Here is a 12,681-nt window from a genome sequence, read left to right as displayed (position 1 = left end):
CGTGTCTGACAGCGGGGGTGGCCGATCGCTCTGACGATCTCACGACGCCGACCCCGGCCCGGTCGAGCCGGCGACCGCCGGATCATCCCGCGTTCCCGAGGCCAGCCCAGCGGACAGGAAGCGGCTGTCAGACACTCGTGAGATTCCCGTGAGATAGGCAGGTGTTCGCTACAGCTGACAAACACCGGTTTGAGGGTGTCAGCGCACCACGGCGCGGCGCGGAGCCGACACCACATGAGCGAGCACACGCCGCAGCACCACAACCCGCAGCACGATCCCACCGTCGACACCGGCCCCCTGGCTGAGGTTGGCCCGAACCCGACCGACCTGGTCGCCGGCGACCCGCCGGTCCCGCTCACCGTCTGGCGCACCGCCCGCACCCCGGGCGACGCCGGACGCAGCATCGGCACCCGGCTGGCCGATCGCCTCATCGCCGCCTACAGCCGCCCCGGTGAGGCTGTCGTCGACTTCACCACCGACCACGCCCTCACCTCCGCCTGTGCGGCCGGGGCCCGCCGGCACCACCCGGCGTGGTTCACCGACGCGTCCAGCCTGATCATCGGCCCGGCCACTCCCGTCCCGCCCGCCGGCACCACCGGCGACGCCGACGAGGAGGACCTGCCGGAGATGGGGGCCTGGTTCGGGGACGACCTCACCGACCCGGACCTGCACCCACCGGCCGACACGGGCGCCGGCCTGCCGTCCGGCGGCTCCCTGCAGCAGGCAACCAGCCTCGTGGTCGCCTGCTGGCCCCTCGACCCGAACGCCGCGACCAACCGGGTCCGGTTGGCGTGGCTGCTGGCCGCCTGCGCCCAGCTGCTGCAGCCGGGCGGCTGCCTGATCCTCGTCGTCACCGTCCCGGCCGGCACCACCGCCGGCCCGGAGGACTTCTCCGGCGTGGTCCAGGCCGCCGCTGGCGTCGGGCTGGGCTACCTGCAGCACCTTGTCGCGGTCACCGCCGACACCGACGGGGACGCGTTCATCTACCACGTCACCGACGAGGAACTGCTCACCCTCACCACCGCCGTGAGCGACCGGTGGCGGGTGGCGCACCTGCGGGTCCACGCGGACCTGATGGTGTTCAGCCAGACCCAGCGCCCGGCCCCGCGCCAGAACGGACGCGAGGGCGGTGGTCGCCGTGGCTAGGCACCGCGCACACACCCCCGAACCGTCCCACGAGCAGACCACGACCACTGCCGCCACGAGCCCCGACCCGATCGGACGCCACCGGGCTACTCCCGGCCCGGAGGGCCTGTCGGTGTGGGCGACCGCCCAGTCCACCGGCCCCGTCCAGCGGCGCGGCCGGTACGTCCGTGAGTCGGTGCAGCACCCCGCGCGGATGCTCCCCGCGATCGCCGCGCACGCCGTCACCGCCTACACCAAGCCCGGGGACCTGGTGCTGGACCCGATGTGTGGGATCGGCACCACCCTGGTGGAGGCGATCCACGCCGGCCGGGACGCGATCGGGGTGGAGTACGAGTCACGCTGGTCCGACATCGCCGACGCCAACATCAAGCACGCCCACACCCAGGGCGCGACCGGCCGCGCCGGCGTCATCCGCGGCGACGCCACCCGCATCCTGTCGCTGGTGCCGGCGGCCTTGGCCGGGCAGGTGGCGCTGGTGGTGACGTCGCCGCCGTACGGGCCGACCGTGCACGGCCTCGTCCGGCCCGGCGCCGACGGGGTGGCGAAGTTCGACAACGCCTACAACGACGGCACCGACCGCGGGAACCTCGCCTACCGCGACCTGACCGGGCTCGCCGACGGGTTCGCCCAGATCCTCGCCGGCTGCCACACCCTCCTGCGCCCCGGTGGCGTCGTCGTCGTGACCGCCCGACCGTGGCGCAAGCACGGCGAACTGGTCGACCTGCCGTCGGCCGTCATCGGCGCCGGCATCCGGGCCGGTCTCACCCCCGTCGACCGGTGCGTGGCGCTGCTCGCCGCCGTCCGCGACGGCAGTCTCGTCGCCCGGCCGTCGTTCTTCCAACTCCAGGCGGTCCGTAAGGCGCGGGCCGCCGGCACCCCCATGCACCTGATCGCACACGAGGACGTCCTCGTGTTCATCAAGAGCCAGAAGCTGACCGACTCGGGTTCAGGAAGCCTGGGGGACACCCTCGGGGGAGGGGTGGTCGCGTGAGTGCGCATGCCCACCGTCACCTGAGTCGCGCGGCGGGAGTGTACAGCTGCTGCCTTCTGCGGTTGGCCGCGCGCGGTGAGACTCCGACGCTCGACGCCGGGGAGGTGCGTGATTGACCATCGATCCGCACCGCGCATCGGATCGCTGTGCACCGGCTACGGCGGTCTCGACATGGCCGTCGAGCTGGTGCTCGGCGGCCACCTCACCTGGTACGCCGAAACCGACCGGCACGCCGCCACCGTCTGCGCCCACCACTGGCCCGGCGTGCCCAACCTCGGTGACATCCGCACCGTCGACTGGACCCGCGTTGGACCGGTCGACGTTCTCACGGCCGGGTTCCCCTGTCAGGACATCTCCAACGCCGGCAAACGCGCCGGCATCACCGGAGAGCACTCCAGCCTGTGGAGTGCCGTTGCCGACGCCGTTCGCGTGCTTCGACCGCCGCTCGTGTTCGTGGAGAACGTCGCCGCGCTCCTGCGGCGAGGTTTCGACGTTGTCGAAGCCGACCTGGCCGCGATCGGGTACGACACGAGGTGGACGTGCCTACGCGCGTCCGACATCGGCGCCGCCCACCGCCGGGACAGGCTGTTCCTGTTGGCCGCGCCTGCCGGACGACTCGGAGGGGGTGCGGACGCTGCCGACACCGTGCGCCCGTGACGGCAAAGGCCCCGGCCACCAGCACGGGCTGCCCGACCTCATCGAACCGTCAGGCTCCACCCACGGCCTCCTATCCACCTCCACCGCGGGGCGCACCGCTCGTACCGGTGAGCAGGGGCATAAGCGGCAGGATGTCGCGCGTCTGCTGCCCACCCCTAGGGCGAGCGACACCGGGACGCCCGGGCGACGCGCGGGGGCCGGGTTCCGGCCCCCGCTGTCGCAGGTGCTGCTGCCCACCCCGCGGGCCACCGACGGCGAGAAAGGCTGCCCAGGGCAGCGCGGTTCGCACGGCGACCTGACCTTGCCGTCCGCGGCGGTGCGGGTCCCGGCCCGTGCCCTGCCCACCCCGCGCGCGTCCGACGGGCGCGGTCCCGGGCGGCACGGCGACGGCGGTGCGGATCTGCGCACCACCATCGCCGGGCTCGGGCAGCCCGACGGGCAGCGGTGGGGCGGCTACGCCGACGCGGTCGCCCGTTGGGAGCGGCTGCTCGGCCGGCCCGCACCACACCCCACGCAGATCGGCCGGCACGGCAAACCCGTCCTCGCGCCGCCGTTCGTGGAGTGGCTCATGGGCCTCGAACCAGGCCATGTCACCGACGCCGACCTGGGGCTGCCGCGCACGCTCGCGCTGCGGGTCCTCGGCAACGGAGTCGTGCCCCAACAGGCCGCCGCCGCCCTGCGGCTGCTGCTGTGCCCACACACGTGGTAGCGGGAGAAGGTCCCTTGGCCTACCGACGTGGCCAGTGATGGCGCGCCGGCTGAGGCCAGGGTGCCAGTGAGTTCCGCTAACCGGCATCGGCGTGCTCCGTGCCTCCACGGCCTCGCTCCGCAGGCGGCACCGCCAGTCCGACGCGATGGCGGTGCCGCCTGCGGAGAGGCAGGCCTCGTCTGAAACCAGGAACCCACCTACCGCTGCGGCTGGTGGTCCGAGAAATAGGAGTCAAGCCCATGCGATCAGCACGACGAACCCGCAACCTCGCCCCCGCCGCCAACCCCGACAGCGACGACGCAACTTGTACCTGGACCACCGAGCGGATCCTGGCGCTCGGGGCGACCACGGACCTCGCCACCGCCGCCGCCATCCTCGGCATCTCCCGCTCCGCGGCCTACAAGCTGGCCGCCCGCGACGCCTTCCCGGTGCCACTGTTCCGAGCCGGCGCGTACTACCGCGTGCCGACCGCCCCGATCCTGCGGAAACTGCACCTCGATTTCCCGCCGGTACCGACATCTGGTGACACCGGCGGGGCGGGTGCCGACGAGGACGGCGGGTATTCGGGCGGGGCCACGGACACCACGGGCTGCAGCCCTCCGCCGTGACCCCGCCGCGGGTAGGCCGCCCAATGCGCGGCTCCGTATGTCGTGCCGGCGCAGCCGCCGACTACTGCTCGACGACGCCGGAGAGGAGCCGGACCAGGGCGCGACGCAACACCCGCTCGATGTCATCCACGACCGCTGACAGGTCATCTGTCGGCTGGCCGGTGAGGGTGCGCAGTTCCCGCCTGCTCGGGTCGTCGCCGTGCATCTCGTCGTTGCGGAGCCGGTATCCCAGACGCAGGAGGGCCTCGAGCCGCTCCGGCGGCGCCTGCAGGACAGGGTCGTCCGCCAAGAGCGCGGTCGCTCCGGCAACGACCTTGTCCTGCTTCCAACGATCCGCTGGCAGGCCTGGCAGTTTGATGAACAGCACTTCGCCGCAGACGATCAGGTCGATGAGCCGGTCGGTCGGCACCCGGTCGGCCCCGGCCAGGACCAGCCGGCGCAGCGCGGTCTGCAGACCCCGGTTCTCCCGGACCGCGGGATGCGCGAGGAGGTCGTACACCTCGCGCACCGCCTCAACCTGCTCTCGCCCAAGAACCGTCGGTCGCTCCTCGTCGAAGGCGGGCAGCGCCGACAGTGACGCCGTCGGCCCCAGACCGTGGGGAAAGTCGTCGTCCGGTGGGCAGCGGATCGCCCGAGTCGCGGTGACGGACCCGCCGCACACCAGCCGAAGCGCAGCCACGAGACGGCTGGCCGGCTCGACCAGCGCGCCAGAATCCGGCGCCGTCGGTTGGGCGGGTACGTCCATGGCCGAGCACACCGGGTACGAGGTGCAGCGGGTCAGGGCCCACTGGTGGAACCGCGACACGGTCACCGAGGTCGGGCCACCCGCGAAGGCGATCGGCACCGCGAGGTAGCCGATCGCGGCGCTCACCTGCCGGTCGCTCATCGCCTGCAGCACCAGGCCGTCCGGCAAGGTGACCGCCTCGATGCCCGCGGTGGGGGTGAAGGCGTTGAGCGGGACCACCTCGACCAGCCGCGCCCGCGTGGCCAGCAGACCGTCCTCCAACCTGCTGTACGCGGCGTCGAAGGCATCCTGGTCGAACCGGTAACCCCCGACGGCGGCAACCACGGGTTCCAGGACGTGCTTAACCAGCGTCCACCCCAGTTGCCGGAGCGTGAGGGCGAACTCCACCCCCACGAGGCAGTCCACCCGCGCGCGCAGCACCTCATCGGCGGCCACGACGGCCCGCACCGCCACCATCTCGGCGAAGGTGTCCAAGAACCGGTAGTCGGTGACCCGGCCCGGCATCTGCCAGACCTCGCGGCGGATCGCGACGAACGATTCTTGGTCGTGGCGGTGCCACTCGCGAAAGTCGGGGACGGTTGCGAACACCGGGACGCCGTCGCGAGCGGCCAAGTCGCCGAGCACCGCCGCCATCAACTGGCTCACTGCCGCGTGCAGCTGTGGGCGCTGCACTCGGCCCCTCGCCACGTCATCTGTCGCCACCATTGGCCGTCCTCCATGCCCGATCTCACGCGAACCGGACAGGATCCCAGACTCCCTCGGCAGGGCGCATCTGACTTTCGCCGGTCACCGGCCCCCAGCGCATGGACCACCACCGGACCTGGAACCGCGACTTGATCCTGGCCGCCGGTCACGCGTGGATGTCGATCGACCAAACCGATGCCCCACCACCCAGACGAACGGGAGCACCACCACCGATGCCAGACGGAAGCATCTTCAAGCGCTGCGGCTGCCGCCACCCCGACACCGGCAAGCCACTGGGAAACGACTGCCCGAAACTACGCCGCGCGAACCGCGCCTGGAGCTCCGACCACGGCCACTGGGCCTACCAACTCGAACTACCACCCACCACCGACGGCGGGCGCCGGCAGCTGCGCCGCTCCAGCTTTCCCACCCGCCGCGCCGCCGCCGACGAACTCGACCACGCCCGCGACCTGCTCGCCCTCGCCGACGGTGACCGGCGCCGCCGTACCGAGATTGCCGACCTGCTGCAAACCGCCGTACGCGCGAAACGTCCCCTGCCCGAGGTCGACCGCATCCGCCAGCGGCTGCGCGGCGACGGCACGCTAGCCGACATGCCCACCGTCGCCGAGTACCTCACCGGATGGCTGACCCACCTCACGATCGACGCGAACACACAGCGCGGCTACGAATCGATCGCGCGGGTCCACCTGATCCCACACCTGGGCGACATCCCGCTGGACAAGCTGCGCACCACCCACATCCGCGCCATGTTCGCCGCCATCGAGCGCCGCAACGACGAGATCGCCGCCGCGAAGGCGAGCAGCGACCCAGCCATCCGCGCGTCCGTCACCGGCGTGCGACCCACTGGTGCCAGCACACGCCAGCGCATCCGCGCCTGTCTGCGCAAAGCGATCAACGACGCCCTCGCCGACGAACTCATCGTCGGCGCCAACCCCGCCGCCCTGGTCAAGGTCCCCGCCGACCGGCCCCTGCCGATCGTGTGGGAGGACGAACGCGTACGGCGGTGGAAGGCCACCGGCGAGGTCCCCGGACCGGTGATGGTCTGGACCGACTCCCAGGTCGTGCAGTTCCTCGACTACGCCGCCGTACACGCCCCCGACCTGTACCCGATGTGGCACTACATGGCCTACCGCGGGCCCCGCCGGGGTGAGGCGTGCGGCCTACGCGACAGCGAGGTGCGGTTGCACCGCCGCGAGACCACGATCAACAACCAGATCGCCACCCACGGCTACACCGCCGTGCAGAAACCGCCGAAGAGCAGAGCCGGGAACCGCGACGTCGCCCTCGACACCGACACGACCAAAGTCCTCACCGCCTACAAGGCCCGCCGCGCCGCCTGGCAACTCGCCGCCGGCGACGCATGGCCCGACACCGGCCTGTTCTTCGTCCGCCCCGACGGGCAACCGTGGCACCCCAACGCCGTCACCCAACGGTTCCGCAAGCTCGTCCGCAAAGCAGGGATGCCCCCGATCCGGCTACACGACCTGCGCCACAGCGCCGCCACCATCGCCCTCGACGCCGGCATCGACATCAAGGTCGTCTCCGAGCAACTCGGCCACTCCACCACAACCCTGACCCGCGACACCTACCAGAGCGTCACCAAACGGATGCACCAGGACGCCGCAGACGCGGTCGCGAAGAAGATCGACCGGAGGCGTCGCGGTCCCCGCCTCGCGGGATGAGACCAGCGCCGGCAGGTATCCGAAGTGGGCCACCTTCGTCCCACGGGTGCCTCTTTCGCAGCATTCGCCGGCCCGGTGCCCAAGGCCCGACCGCTGGCGCGAGGCCCCGGCTGACGGCGCTCACAACATGTTCTCGGGCTGGATGAAGAACCAACGTGCGGCTTCGCCAGATAGTCGGCAGCGAGGGTCACGCACACGGCCCGACAGCCTCCCGGCCGGGGGCGACCGGCTTCGGCCGCCCCGCGTGCCAGTTTCAGCGGAGCTTGCGGGCAGTGGTGGAGGCGAACTGGTAGCCACGCACCAGCACCGCCGGGTCGGCCATTAGTTCGGCGAACCGGTCCAGCTCGTCGTGGGACAGGTCTTCGGCGAGGAGCCGGTCGCGTAGCTGGGTGGCGTTGTCGGCGTACAGGCGGCAGCCGGCACTGCCCCCGGCCCAGGTCTCGGCAACCCAGCGGGTGTGGACCTGCTCGAAGCCGTTGGCGAGCAGGAAGGAGGGAACCTTGTCGCCCCAGTGCAGGTCGACCCCCCGGCCGGCGAGTACGTCGAGGATGGTGTGCACGACGCGGGTGATGAGGTCGTTGTCGCTGTCGGCGGGGGCGTGCGCGGACACGGGCGCGTAGACGATCTCTCCGAGGACGAGGTGCCCGCCGGGGCGCAGCGCGTTGATCATCTGGTGGAGCAGCAGGTGCCGGTTCGGTAGGTGTTCCAGGACGCAGCGGGCGGTGGCGAGGTCGATGGTGCCGGGTTCGACTGGCAGCGGCTGGGTGCGCAGGTCGCGTTGGTAGACGTCGAGCACGCCGGTGGGGTTGAGCATGCTGGTGTCGATGTCGACGGCGATGACCTTTCCGGTGCGGCCGACGAGTTCGCACAGGTGCTGGGCGATGGAGCCGGCTCCGGCGCCGACGTCGAGGGCGGTGTGTCCGGGGTTGACTCCCAGGCGGGTCAGGTCGTCGAGAGTGACCGGGTCGAGCATCTCCTGCAGGGGGTGGAGCTGGTGGGGGCTGTTGCGGAACTGGTAGCGCTGCGTGGGTGCGGTGGCCGTCATGGAGTGACTCCTTGGGTCGTCGTAGTGAGGCAGGGCAGGGGCGTTGTCAGCAGCCAGTGCTGTTGCAGCCGCGGGTACAGCGGTAAGGACGGCGTGGCTGGCCGGGGACGGGCGGCGGGTTCCCACCAGCGGCGGGTGGCGTGGCTGTGGGCGAGGTAGACGAGGTAGGTCTGCGCTCGCCAGCCGAAGGGACCCAGGTGGGCGGATTCGTAGGCGAGGACTTCCCCGGTGTCTGGGTGCAGGACGAGCAGGGCGCGTCGGTCGCCGCTGGTGGCGGCGACCGCGATGCCTGGGCGGCCGGAACGGTCGACCACGCGCGGGTAGTAGGTGAGCGGGCTCAGGCCGGCCAGCAGATCGAGGGTGGCGGCGCGGCCGTCCCGGCGAGGGCTGTACCAGGTCGACAGGTACGCCAGGTTCGCCAGCACCTCGGTGGGGTCGGCTGGTGAGGGCTCATTGATACGCAGGTCTTCCCGCAGCACGTCGGTGCGGGTGAAGGGGTCGATCAGCCCGACGCTGTAGAGGTCGCCTGGTTGCCACCAGTCGTGGGTGACCGGAACGACGCCGGTGGGGTGCTGGGTGGCGAGTTGGCCGCCCGAGCGGTCATCGCCGCGCCAGCGGACCACCTCCCGCACCGCCGCCCCGGAGCGGGCGGGGTTGTTCCACTGCCGGTAATGCACGAGGTCATACCGGCCCGCAGCGGTGTCGCACGCGCTGGCCCGCAGTCGTGCCGCCAGCGCCAGCAACGGAGCACGCGCCGGCTGCGGGTACGCCACCTGAGTTCCCTGGTGACCGGTGCTTCGATGCGCCGCTGCAAGCATGGGCCGCGGCGCCGCTGAGGTGGGACAGTGCACGGAACTGGGCTGGGCGGGGATCGGTGCTGGCGTCGTCACGGCGGGTATGGCGGTGGCGGCGAGCACCACCAGGGCCGCCATGGTCGCCGTGGTGGGGGTCACCGGTGTGCCTGCCCACGGTTGGGCAGGGCGGGTGAGACCAGGGCGAGGTGGTCGCGCAGCGCCTGCTCGGCCTGTCCGTCGCTGGTGGCGATGGGTCCGGTGAGGCGTCCGTCGGCGAGGACGTGGACGGTGTCGCTGAGGGTGGCGGCGGCGCGGGCGTGCGGCACGGCGGCGAGGATGGTGACGCCGTGGCGGGGCAGGTCCCTTAGCGCGTGGGTGACGTGTGCGGCCACGGTGGGGGCGAGTCCTTCGGTGGGTTCGTCGCACAGCAGCAGGCGGGGCGCGGTGCGCAGGGCGCGGGCGATCGTGAGCATCTGCTGCTCCCCGCCGGAGAGCTCGTGGCCGCGGTGACGCAGCCGGGCCGCCAGGGCCGGGAACATCTCCAGCAGTTCGTCCATCGCCCAGGCCCGGCTGTCCGGGCGGCGAGCGGTCGGGCGGGCGACGGTGAGGTGCTCGGCAACGGTCAGCGACGGCCACAGCCGTCGTCCCTGCGGGGCGAGGGCGACCCCGGCGCGGGCGGCGCGGACGGGCGTCCAGCCGGTCACGTCGCGGCCGTCGAGCAGAACCCGCCCGGTGGTGGGTCGCAGGTGCCCGGCGAGGGTATGTAGCAGGGTGGTCTTACCGGCGCCGTTGGGCCCGGCCACGGTGTGTACGGCGACGGCCGCCAGATCGACGGTGATGTGGTGCAGGACGGGGGTGTCGGGGCGGTAGCCGGCGGCGAGGTCACCGATGCGCAGCATCGTCACCCCCGGTGCCGAGGTAGAGGGCGGTGACGGCGGGGTCGGCGCGCACGGTGTCGGTGGGGCCGTCGGTGTGGCGGCGGCCGTGGTGCAGGACGGTGGTCCAGTCGGCGAGGGCGGCAACGACGTCCATGTGGTGCTCGACGAGCACGACCGCCATCCAGCCGGGTAGGCGCCCGAGGATGTCGAGCAGGCGGGTGGTGTCGGTGAGGCCGGCGGCGGGCTCGTCGAGTAGCAGCACGCGGGGTTGCCCGGCCAGGGCGACGGCGAGGTCGAGCATGCGGCGGTGCCCGTGCGACAGCGCGGCGGCCGGGTAGTCGGCGTACCCGAGTAGGCCGACGAGGTCGAGGGCTTCCAGAGGTGTGCGTTCGGGTTGGTGGCGGTGGTGCCAGCCGCCCATGCGCACGCAGTCCAGCGCGGTCAGGTTCGGGTAGACGCGGGGGTGTTGGAAGGTGCGGCCGATGCCGGCGCGGGCCCGCCAGGCCGGGCCGCGGCGGGTGACGACTTGTCCGTTGTAGGTGATGGTGCCGGCCTGAGTGCGGGTGGTGCCGGCCAGGATGTTTAGCAGGGTGGACTTGCCGGCGCCGTTGGGGCCGATGACGGCGTGGCGGTCGCCGGGGGCGACGGTGAACGTGTCCAGGTCGAGGACGGTCAGCTGTCCGTAGGCGTGGCGCAGGCCGGTCGCGACGAGGCCGTTGCCGTGGGCGCGGTCGATGTCACCCGGTTCGCGCTGCGACGGCACGCCGTCGGGGTCGATGCGGTGGACGGTCCTCACGGGGTGCTCCTGGTGACGGGCTGGGCCGGGCCGTCGGGCATGTGGAGAGCGGGACGGCGCCGACCGTGACGAGGAAGGGGCAGGCTGGCCAGTCGCGCGGGAAGAGCGGTCAGGCCGCCGGGCAGCAGGTACACCGCGGTGACGAACAGGGCGCCGAGGAGCAGGGGCGCGTGACCGGGCAGCCACGCACCCACGACGTCGCGCACGGCAAGGACCGCGATCGTGGCGGCGGCGGCGGCGGGCAACGAGGTGGCGCCGCCGATGACCACGGCGAGCAGCGCGAGGGCGGCGGTGGTGAAGCCAACATCGGCCGGAGTGATCCACCGGTGGGTGTGGATGAGCAGGGCCCCGCCGATCCCGGCGAGGGCGCCCGCGCCGGTGTGCGCCGTCCACAGGTAGGCGGTGACGTGGTGGCCGCTGGCGCTCGCGCGGGCCCCGTTGCCGCGCACGGCCGCCAGCAGCGTGCGCCGGTCGCCGCCGAGCAGTGCCACGGCGGCGGCGATCGCGGCGATCGCCACGAGCGTGGCGTAGAGCAGCACCGTGCGGTCGGTAGTCAGCGGCGGCAGGCCGGGCAGCAGACGGGGGGCGGGGATCCCGGCGAGCCCGTCGGTGCCGCCGCTGACCGTGCGCCACTGGGCGGCGGTGATCGCGGTCAGTTCCGCGACGGCGAGGCTGAGCATGAGGAACACCGTGGCGCGGTAGTGGACCAGCACCGCGCCGACCGCCCCGGCGGTCACGGCTCCCGCCCCGGCCGCCGCCAGCAGGTGCAGCGGGGCGAGGTCGGTGCCGGCGAGGGCGAGCCGGGCGGTGGTGTAGGCGCCGGCCGCGTACGGGGCGACCTGGCCGAGCGTGGGCAGTCCCGCGTGGCCGGTGACCACCGCGACGCTGACCGCCAGCACCGCCAGCGGCAGCATCCGCGCGGCGGTGGCGTGCAGGTACGGATCCGGTGACACCGCCACCGCGCCCACCACCGCCGCTGCCAGGCCGAGCGCCGACCACGGGTGCGCGCGTCGTGCCAGCGCGCGCACGACCGTCGCCGCCATGTCGTGCCGTGAACCGCTCACGCCGACGCCCCGAGGCCGGTCCGGCGGGCCAGCAGCACCACGGCCATGGCGCCGATCAGCAGGTACGGGGCGACTGCCGGGAACGACGTCACGCCGACGGTCTGCACGACGCCCACGGCGAGGGCGGCGGCGAGCGCGCCGGGCACGGAGCCGAGGCCACCGCAGACCACGATGATCAGCGACAGGAGCAGCGCGGTATCGGCGGTGTGCGGGCCGACGCCGAGGAGCGGCGTGGTCAACGCCCCGGCCAGGCCGGCGAGAGCCCCGGCGGCGACCAGGACTGCCGCGTCCACCAGGCGGGGGTTCACCCCGATGCCGGCGACCATCGCCCGGTCGTCGGCCGTGGCGCGGATCAGCCGTCCGGCGCGGGTGCGGTGCAGCACCACGTAGCCTCCCGCGACGACAGCGACAGCGACGCCTAGCACGGCGAGCCGGTCGGCCGGATACCGGTGCCCGGCAACTCGGACGCTCGCCTCCAATACCTCAGGCAGGCGAGGTCGCAGGGTGTCGGGGCCGTAGGCGGTGGTGAGCAGGTCGGCGCCGATGAGCGCGACACCGAAGGTGAGCAGCGCCTGGTCGAGGTGCCCCCGACCCCGCAGTGCGGCGGTCGCGGCGGCGAGCACCCCGCCGCCGGCGGCTCCCACACCGGCCGCAATTGCGACGGCGGCGGCGAGGCTTGGCCAGGTCCCCGAGCTGGTGGCGGCGGCGACGTAGCCTCCGGTGGCGATCAGGGTGCCGTGCGCGAGGTTGAGCACACCCCCGGCGCCGAACGCGACGGTCAACCCTGCGGCGGCGATGGCCAGGAGCAGCCCGTAGGCGACGCCGTCGACGGCGGGTATCAGGTAGGCGTCCACGCGCACC

13 protein-coding genes are annotated in these 12,681 nt (G+C 72.8%); 6 read left to right on the top strand and 7 right to left on the bottom strand.

What is annotated here, in order from left to right; translation table 11 throughout:
• Nucleotides 1-234: 234 nt before the first annotated feature.
• The 5 genes from ACFHWY_RS19080 to ACFHWY_RS19060 all read left to right on the top strand — a co-directional run bounded on the left by ACFHWY_RS19080 (nucleotide 235) and on the right by ACFHWY_RS19060 (nucleotide 4,111).
• The gene (locus ACFHWY_RS19080) at nucleotides 235-1,146 is read left to right on the top strand and encodes a hypothetical protein (protein ID WP_416581569.1); all 912 of its coding nucleotides are present in this window, start codon (nucleotides 235-237) and stop codon (nucleotides 1,144-1,146) included.
• Nucleotides 1,130-2,137, top strand: a complete 1,008-nt coding sequence (locus ACFHWY_RS19075; RefSeq protein WP_416581568.1) for a TRM11 family SAM-dependent methyltransferase — start codon at nucleotides 1,130-1,132, stop codon at nucleotides 2,135-2,137. Before ACFHWY_RS19080 ends, ACFHWY_RS19075 begins: the two co-directional genes overlap by 17 nt.
• Before the next feature lie 108 nt (nucleotides 2,138-2,245).
• Nucleotides 2,246-2,794, top strand: coding sequence for a DNA cytosine methyltransferase (locus ACFHWY_RS19070; protein WP_416581567.1), 549 nt, complete (start codon nucleotides 2,246-2,248; stop codon nucleotides 2,792-2,794).
• 223 nt (nucleotides 2,795-3,017) lie between these two features.
• Nucleotides 3,018-3,503: a hypothetical protein gene (locus tag ACFHWY_RS19065; protein ID WP_416581566.1), complete on the top strand. Its 486-nt coding sequence runs from the start codon at nucleotides 3,018-3,020 to the stop codon at nucleotides 3,501-3,503.
• 239 nt (nucleotides 3,504-3,742) lie between these two features.
• Nucleotides 3,743-4,111 carry a DNA-binding protein gene (locus ACFHWY_RS19060; protein ID WP_260028527.1) on the top strand — a complete coding sequence of 123 codons (369 nt, stop codon included), beginning with the start codon at nucleotides 3,743-3,745 and terminating at the stop codon, nucleotides 4,109-4,111.
• A gap of 61 nt (nucleotides 4,112-4,172) precedes the next feature.
• On the opposite strand, the gene ACFHWY_RS19055 is transcribed toward ACFHWY_RS19060, so the two are convergent.
• Complete coding sequence (locus ACFHWY_RS19055) at nucleotides 4,173-5,528, bottom strand: hypothetical protein (protein ID WP_416581565.1); 1,356 nt, start codon at nucleotides 5,526-5,528, stop codon at nucleotides 4,173-4,175.
• Nucleotides 5,529-5,773: 245 nt separating this feature from the next.
• Between ACFHWY_RS19055 and ACFHWY_RS19050 the strand changes: the two genes are divergently transcribed.
• On the top strand, nucleotides 5,774-7,243 hold the full coding sequence (locus tag ACFHWY_RS19050) for a site-specific integrase (protein WP_416581564.1): 1,470 nt from the start codon (nucleotides 5,774-5,776) through the stop codon (nucleotides 7,241-7,243).
• A 253-nt stretch (nucleotides 7,244-7,496) separates the two neighbouring features.
• Here the strand turns inward: ACFHWY_RS19050 and ACFHWY_RS19045 are convergent, their stop codons facing one another.
• The 6 genes from ACFHWY_RS19045 to ACFHWY_RS19020 all read right to left on the bottom strand — a co-directional run bounded on the left by ACFHWY_RS19045 (nucleotide 7,497) and on the right by ACFHWY_RS19020 (nucleotide 12,680).
• On the bottom strand, nucleotides 7,497-8,288 hold the full coding sequence (locus ACFHWY_RS19045) for a class I SAM-dependent methyltransferase (RefSeq protein WP_416581563.1): 792 nt from the start codon (nucleotides 8,286-8,288) through the stop codon (nucleotides 7,497-7,499).
• Nucleotides 8,285-9,061, bottom strand: a complete 777-nt coding sequence (locus tag ACFHWY_RS19040) for a hypothetical protein (RefSeq protein ID WP_416581562.1) — start codon at nucleotides 9,059-9,061, stop codon at nucleotides 8,285-8,287. Before ACFHWY_RS19040 ends, ACFHWY_RS19045 begins: the two co-directional genes overlap by 4 nt.
• Nucleotides 9,062-9,237: 176 nt before the next feature.
• Nucleotides 9,238-9,981, bottom strand: a complete 744-nt coding sequence (locus ACFHWY_RS19035; RefSeq protein ID WP_416581561.1) for an ABC transporter ATP-binding protein — start codon at nucleotides 9,979-9,981, stop codon at nucleotides 9,238-9,240.
• Entirely contained in the window at nucleotides 9,965-10,756 is a 792-nt protein-coding gene (locus ACFHWY_RS19030; protein WP_416581560.1) for an ABC transporter ATP-binding protein, read from the bottom strand. Before ACFHWY_RS19030 ends, ACFHWY_RS19035 begins: the two co-directional genes overlap by 17 nt.
• Nucleotides 10,753-11,820 (bottom strand): ABC transporter permease subunit, encoded by a 1,068-nt coding sequence (locus ACFHWY_RS19025; protein ID WP_416581559.1) that lies wholly within the window; start codon nucleotides 11,818-11,820, stop codon nucleotides 10,753-10,755. The genes ACFHWY_RS19030 and ACFHWY_RS19025 overlap by 4 nt, the downstream gene beginning before the upstream one ends.
• Nucleotides 11,817-12,680: an ABC transporter permease subunit gene (locus ACFHWY_RS19020; protein WP_416581558.1), complete on the bottom strand. Its 864-nt coding sequence runs from the start codon at nucleotides 12,678-12,680 to the stop codon at nucleotides 11,817-11,819. The genes ACFHWY_RS19025 and ACFHWY_RS19020 overlap by 4 nt, the downstream gene beginning before the upstream one ends.
• Nucleotide 12,681: the final 1 nt, after the last annotated feature.

It is taken from the genome of Micromonospora sp. LOL_024 (assembly GCF_048060415.1).
In the GTDB taxonomy this organism is placed as follows: Bacteria; Actinomycetota; Actinomycetes; order Mycobacteriales; family Micromonosporaceae; genus Micromonospora.
Note: the sequence above shows the minus strand (reverse complement) of the source record. Positions and strands in the feature narration are given on the sequence as shown.

Bases quoted from the DNA above. Each gene is read 5' to 3' on its own strand.
- ACFHWY_RS19080 (WP_416581569.1), top strand. From the start codon at position 235: ATGAGCGAGCACACGCCGCAGCACCACAACCCGCAGCACGATCCCACC.
- ACFHWY_RS19060 (WP_260028527.1), top strand. From the start codon at position 3,743: ATGCGATCAGCACGACGAACCCGCAACCTCGCCCCCGCCGCCAACCCC.
- ACFHWY_RS19050 (WP_416581564.1), top strand. From the start codon at position 5,774: ATGCCAGACGGAAGCATCTTCAAGCGCTGCGGCTGCCGCCACCCCGAC.
- ACFHWY_RS19045 (WP_416581563.1), bottom strand. From the start codon at position 8,288: ATGACGGCCACCGCACCCACGCAGCGCTACCAGTTCCGCAACAGCCCC.
- ACFHWY_RS19035 (WP_416581561.1), bottom strand. From the start codon at position 9,981: ATGCTGCGCATCGGTGACCTCGCCGCCGGCTACCGCCCCGACACCCCC.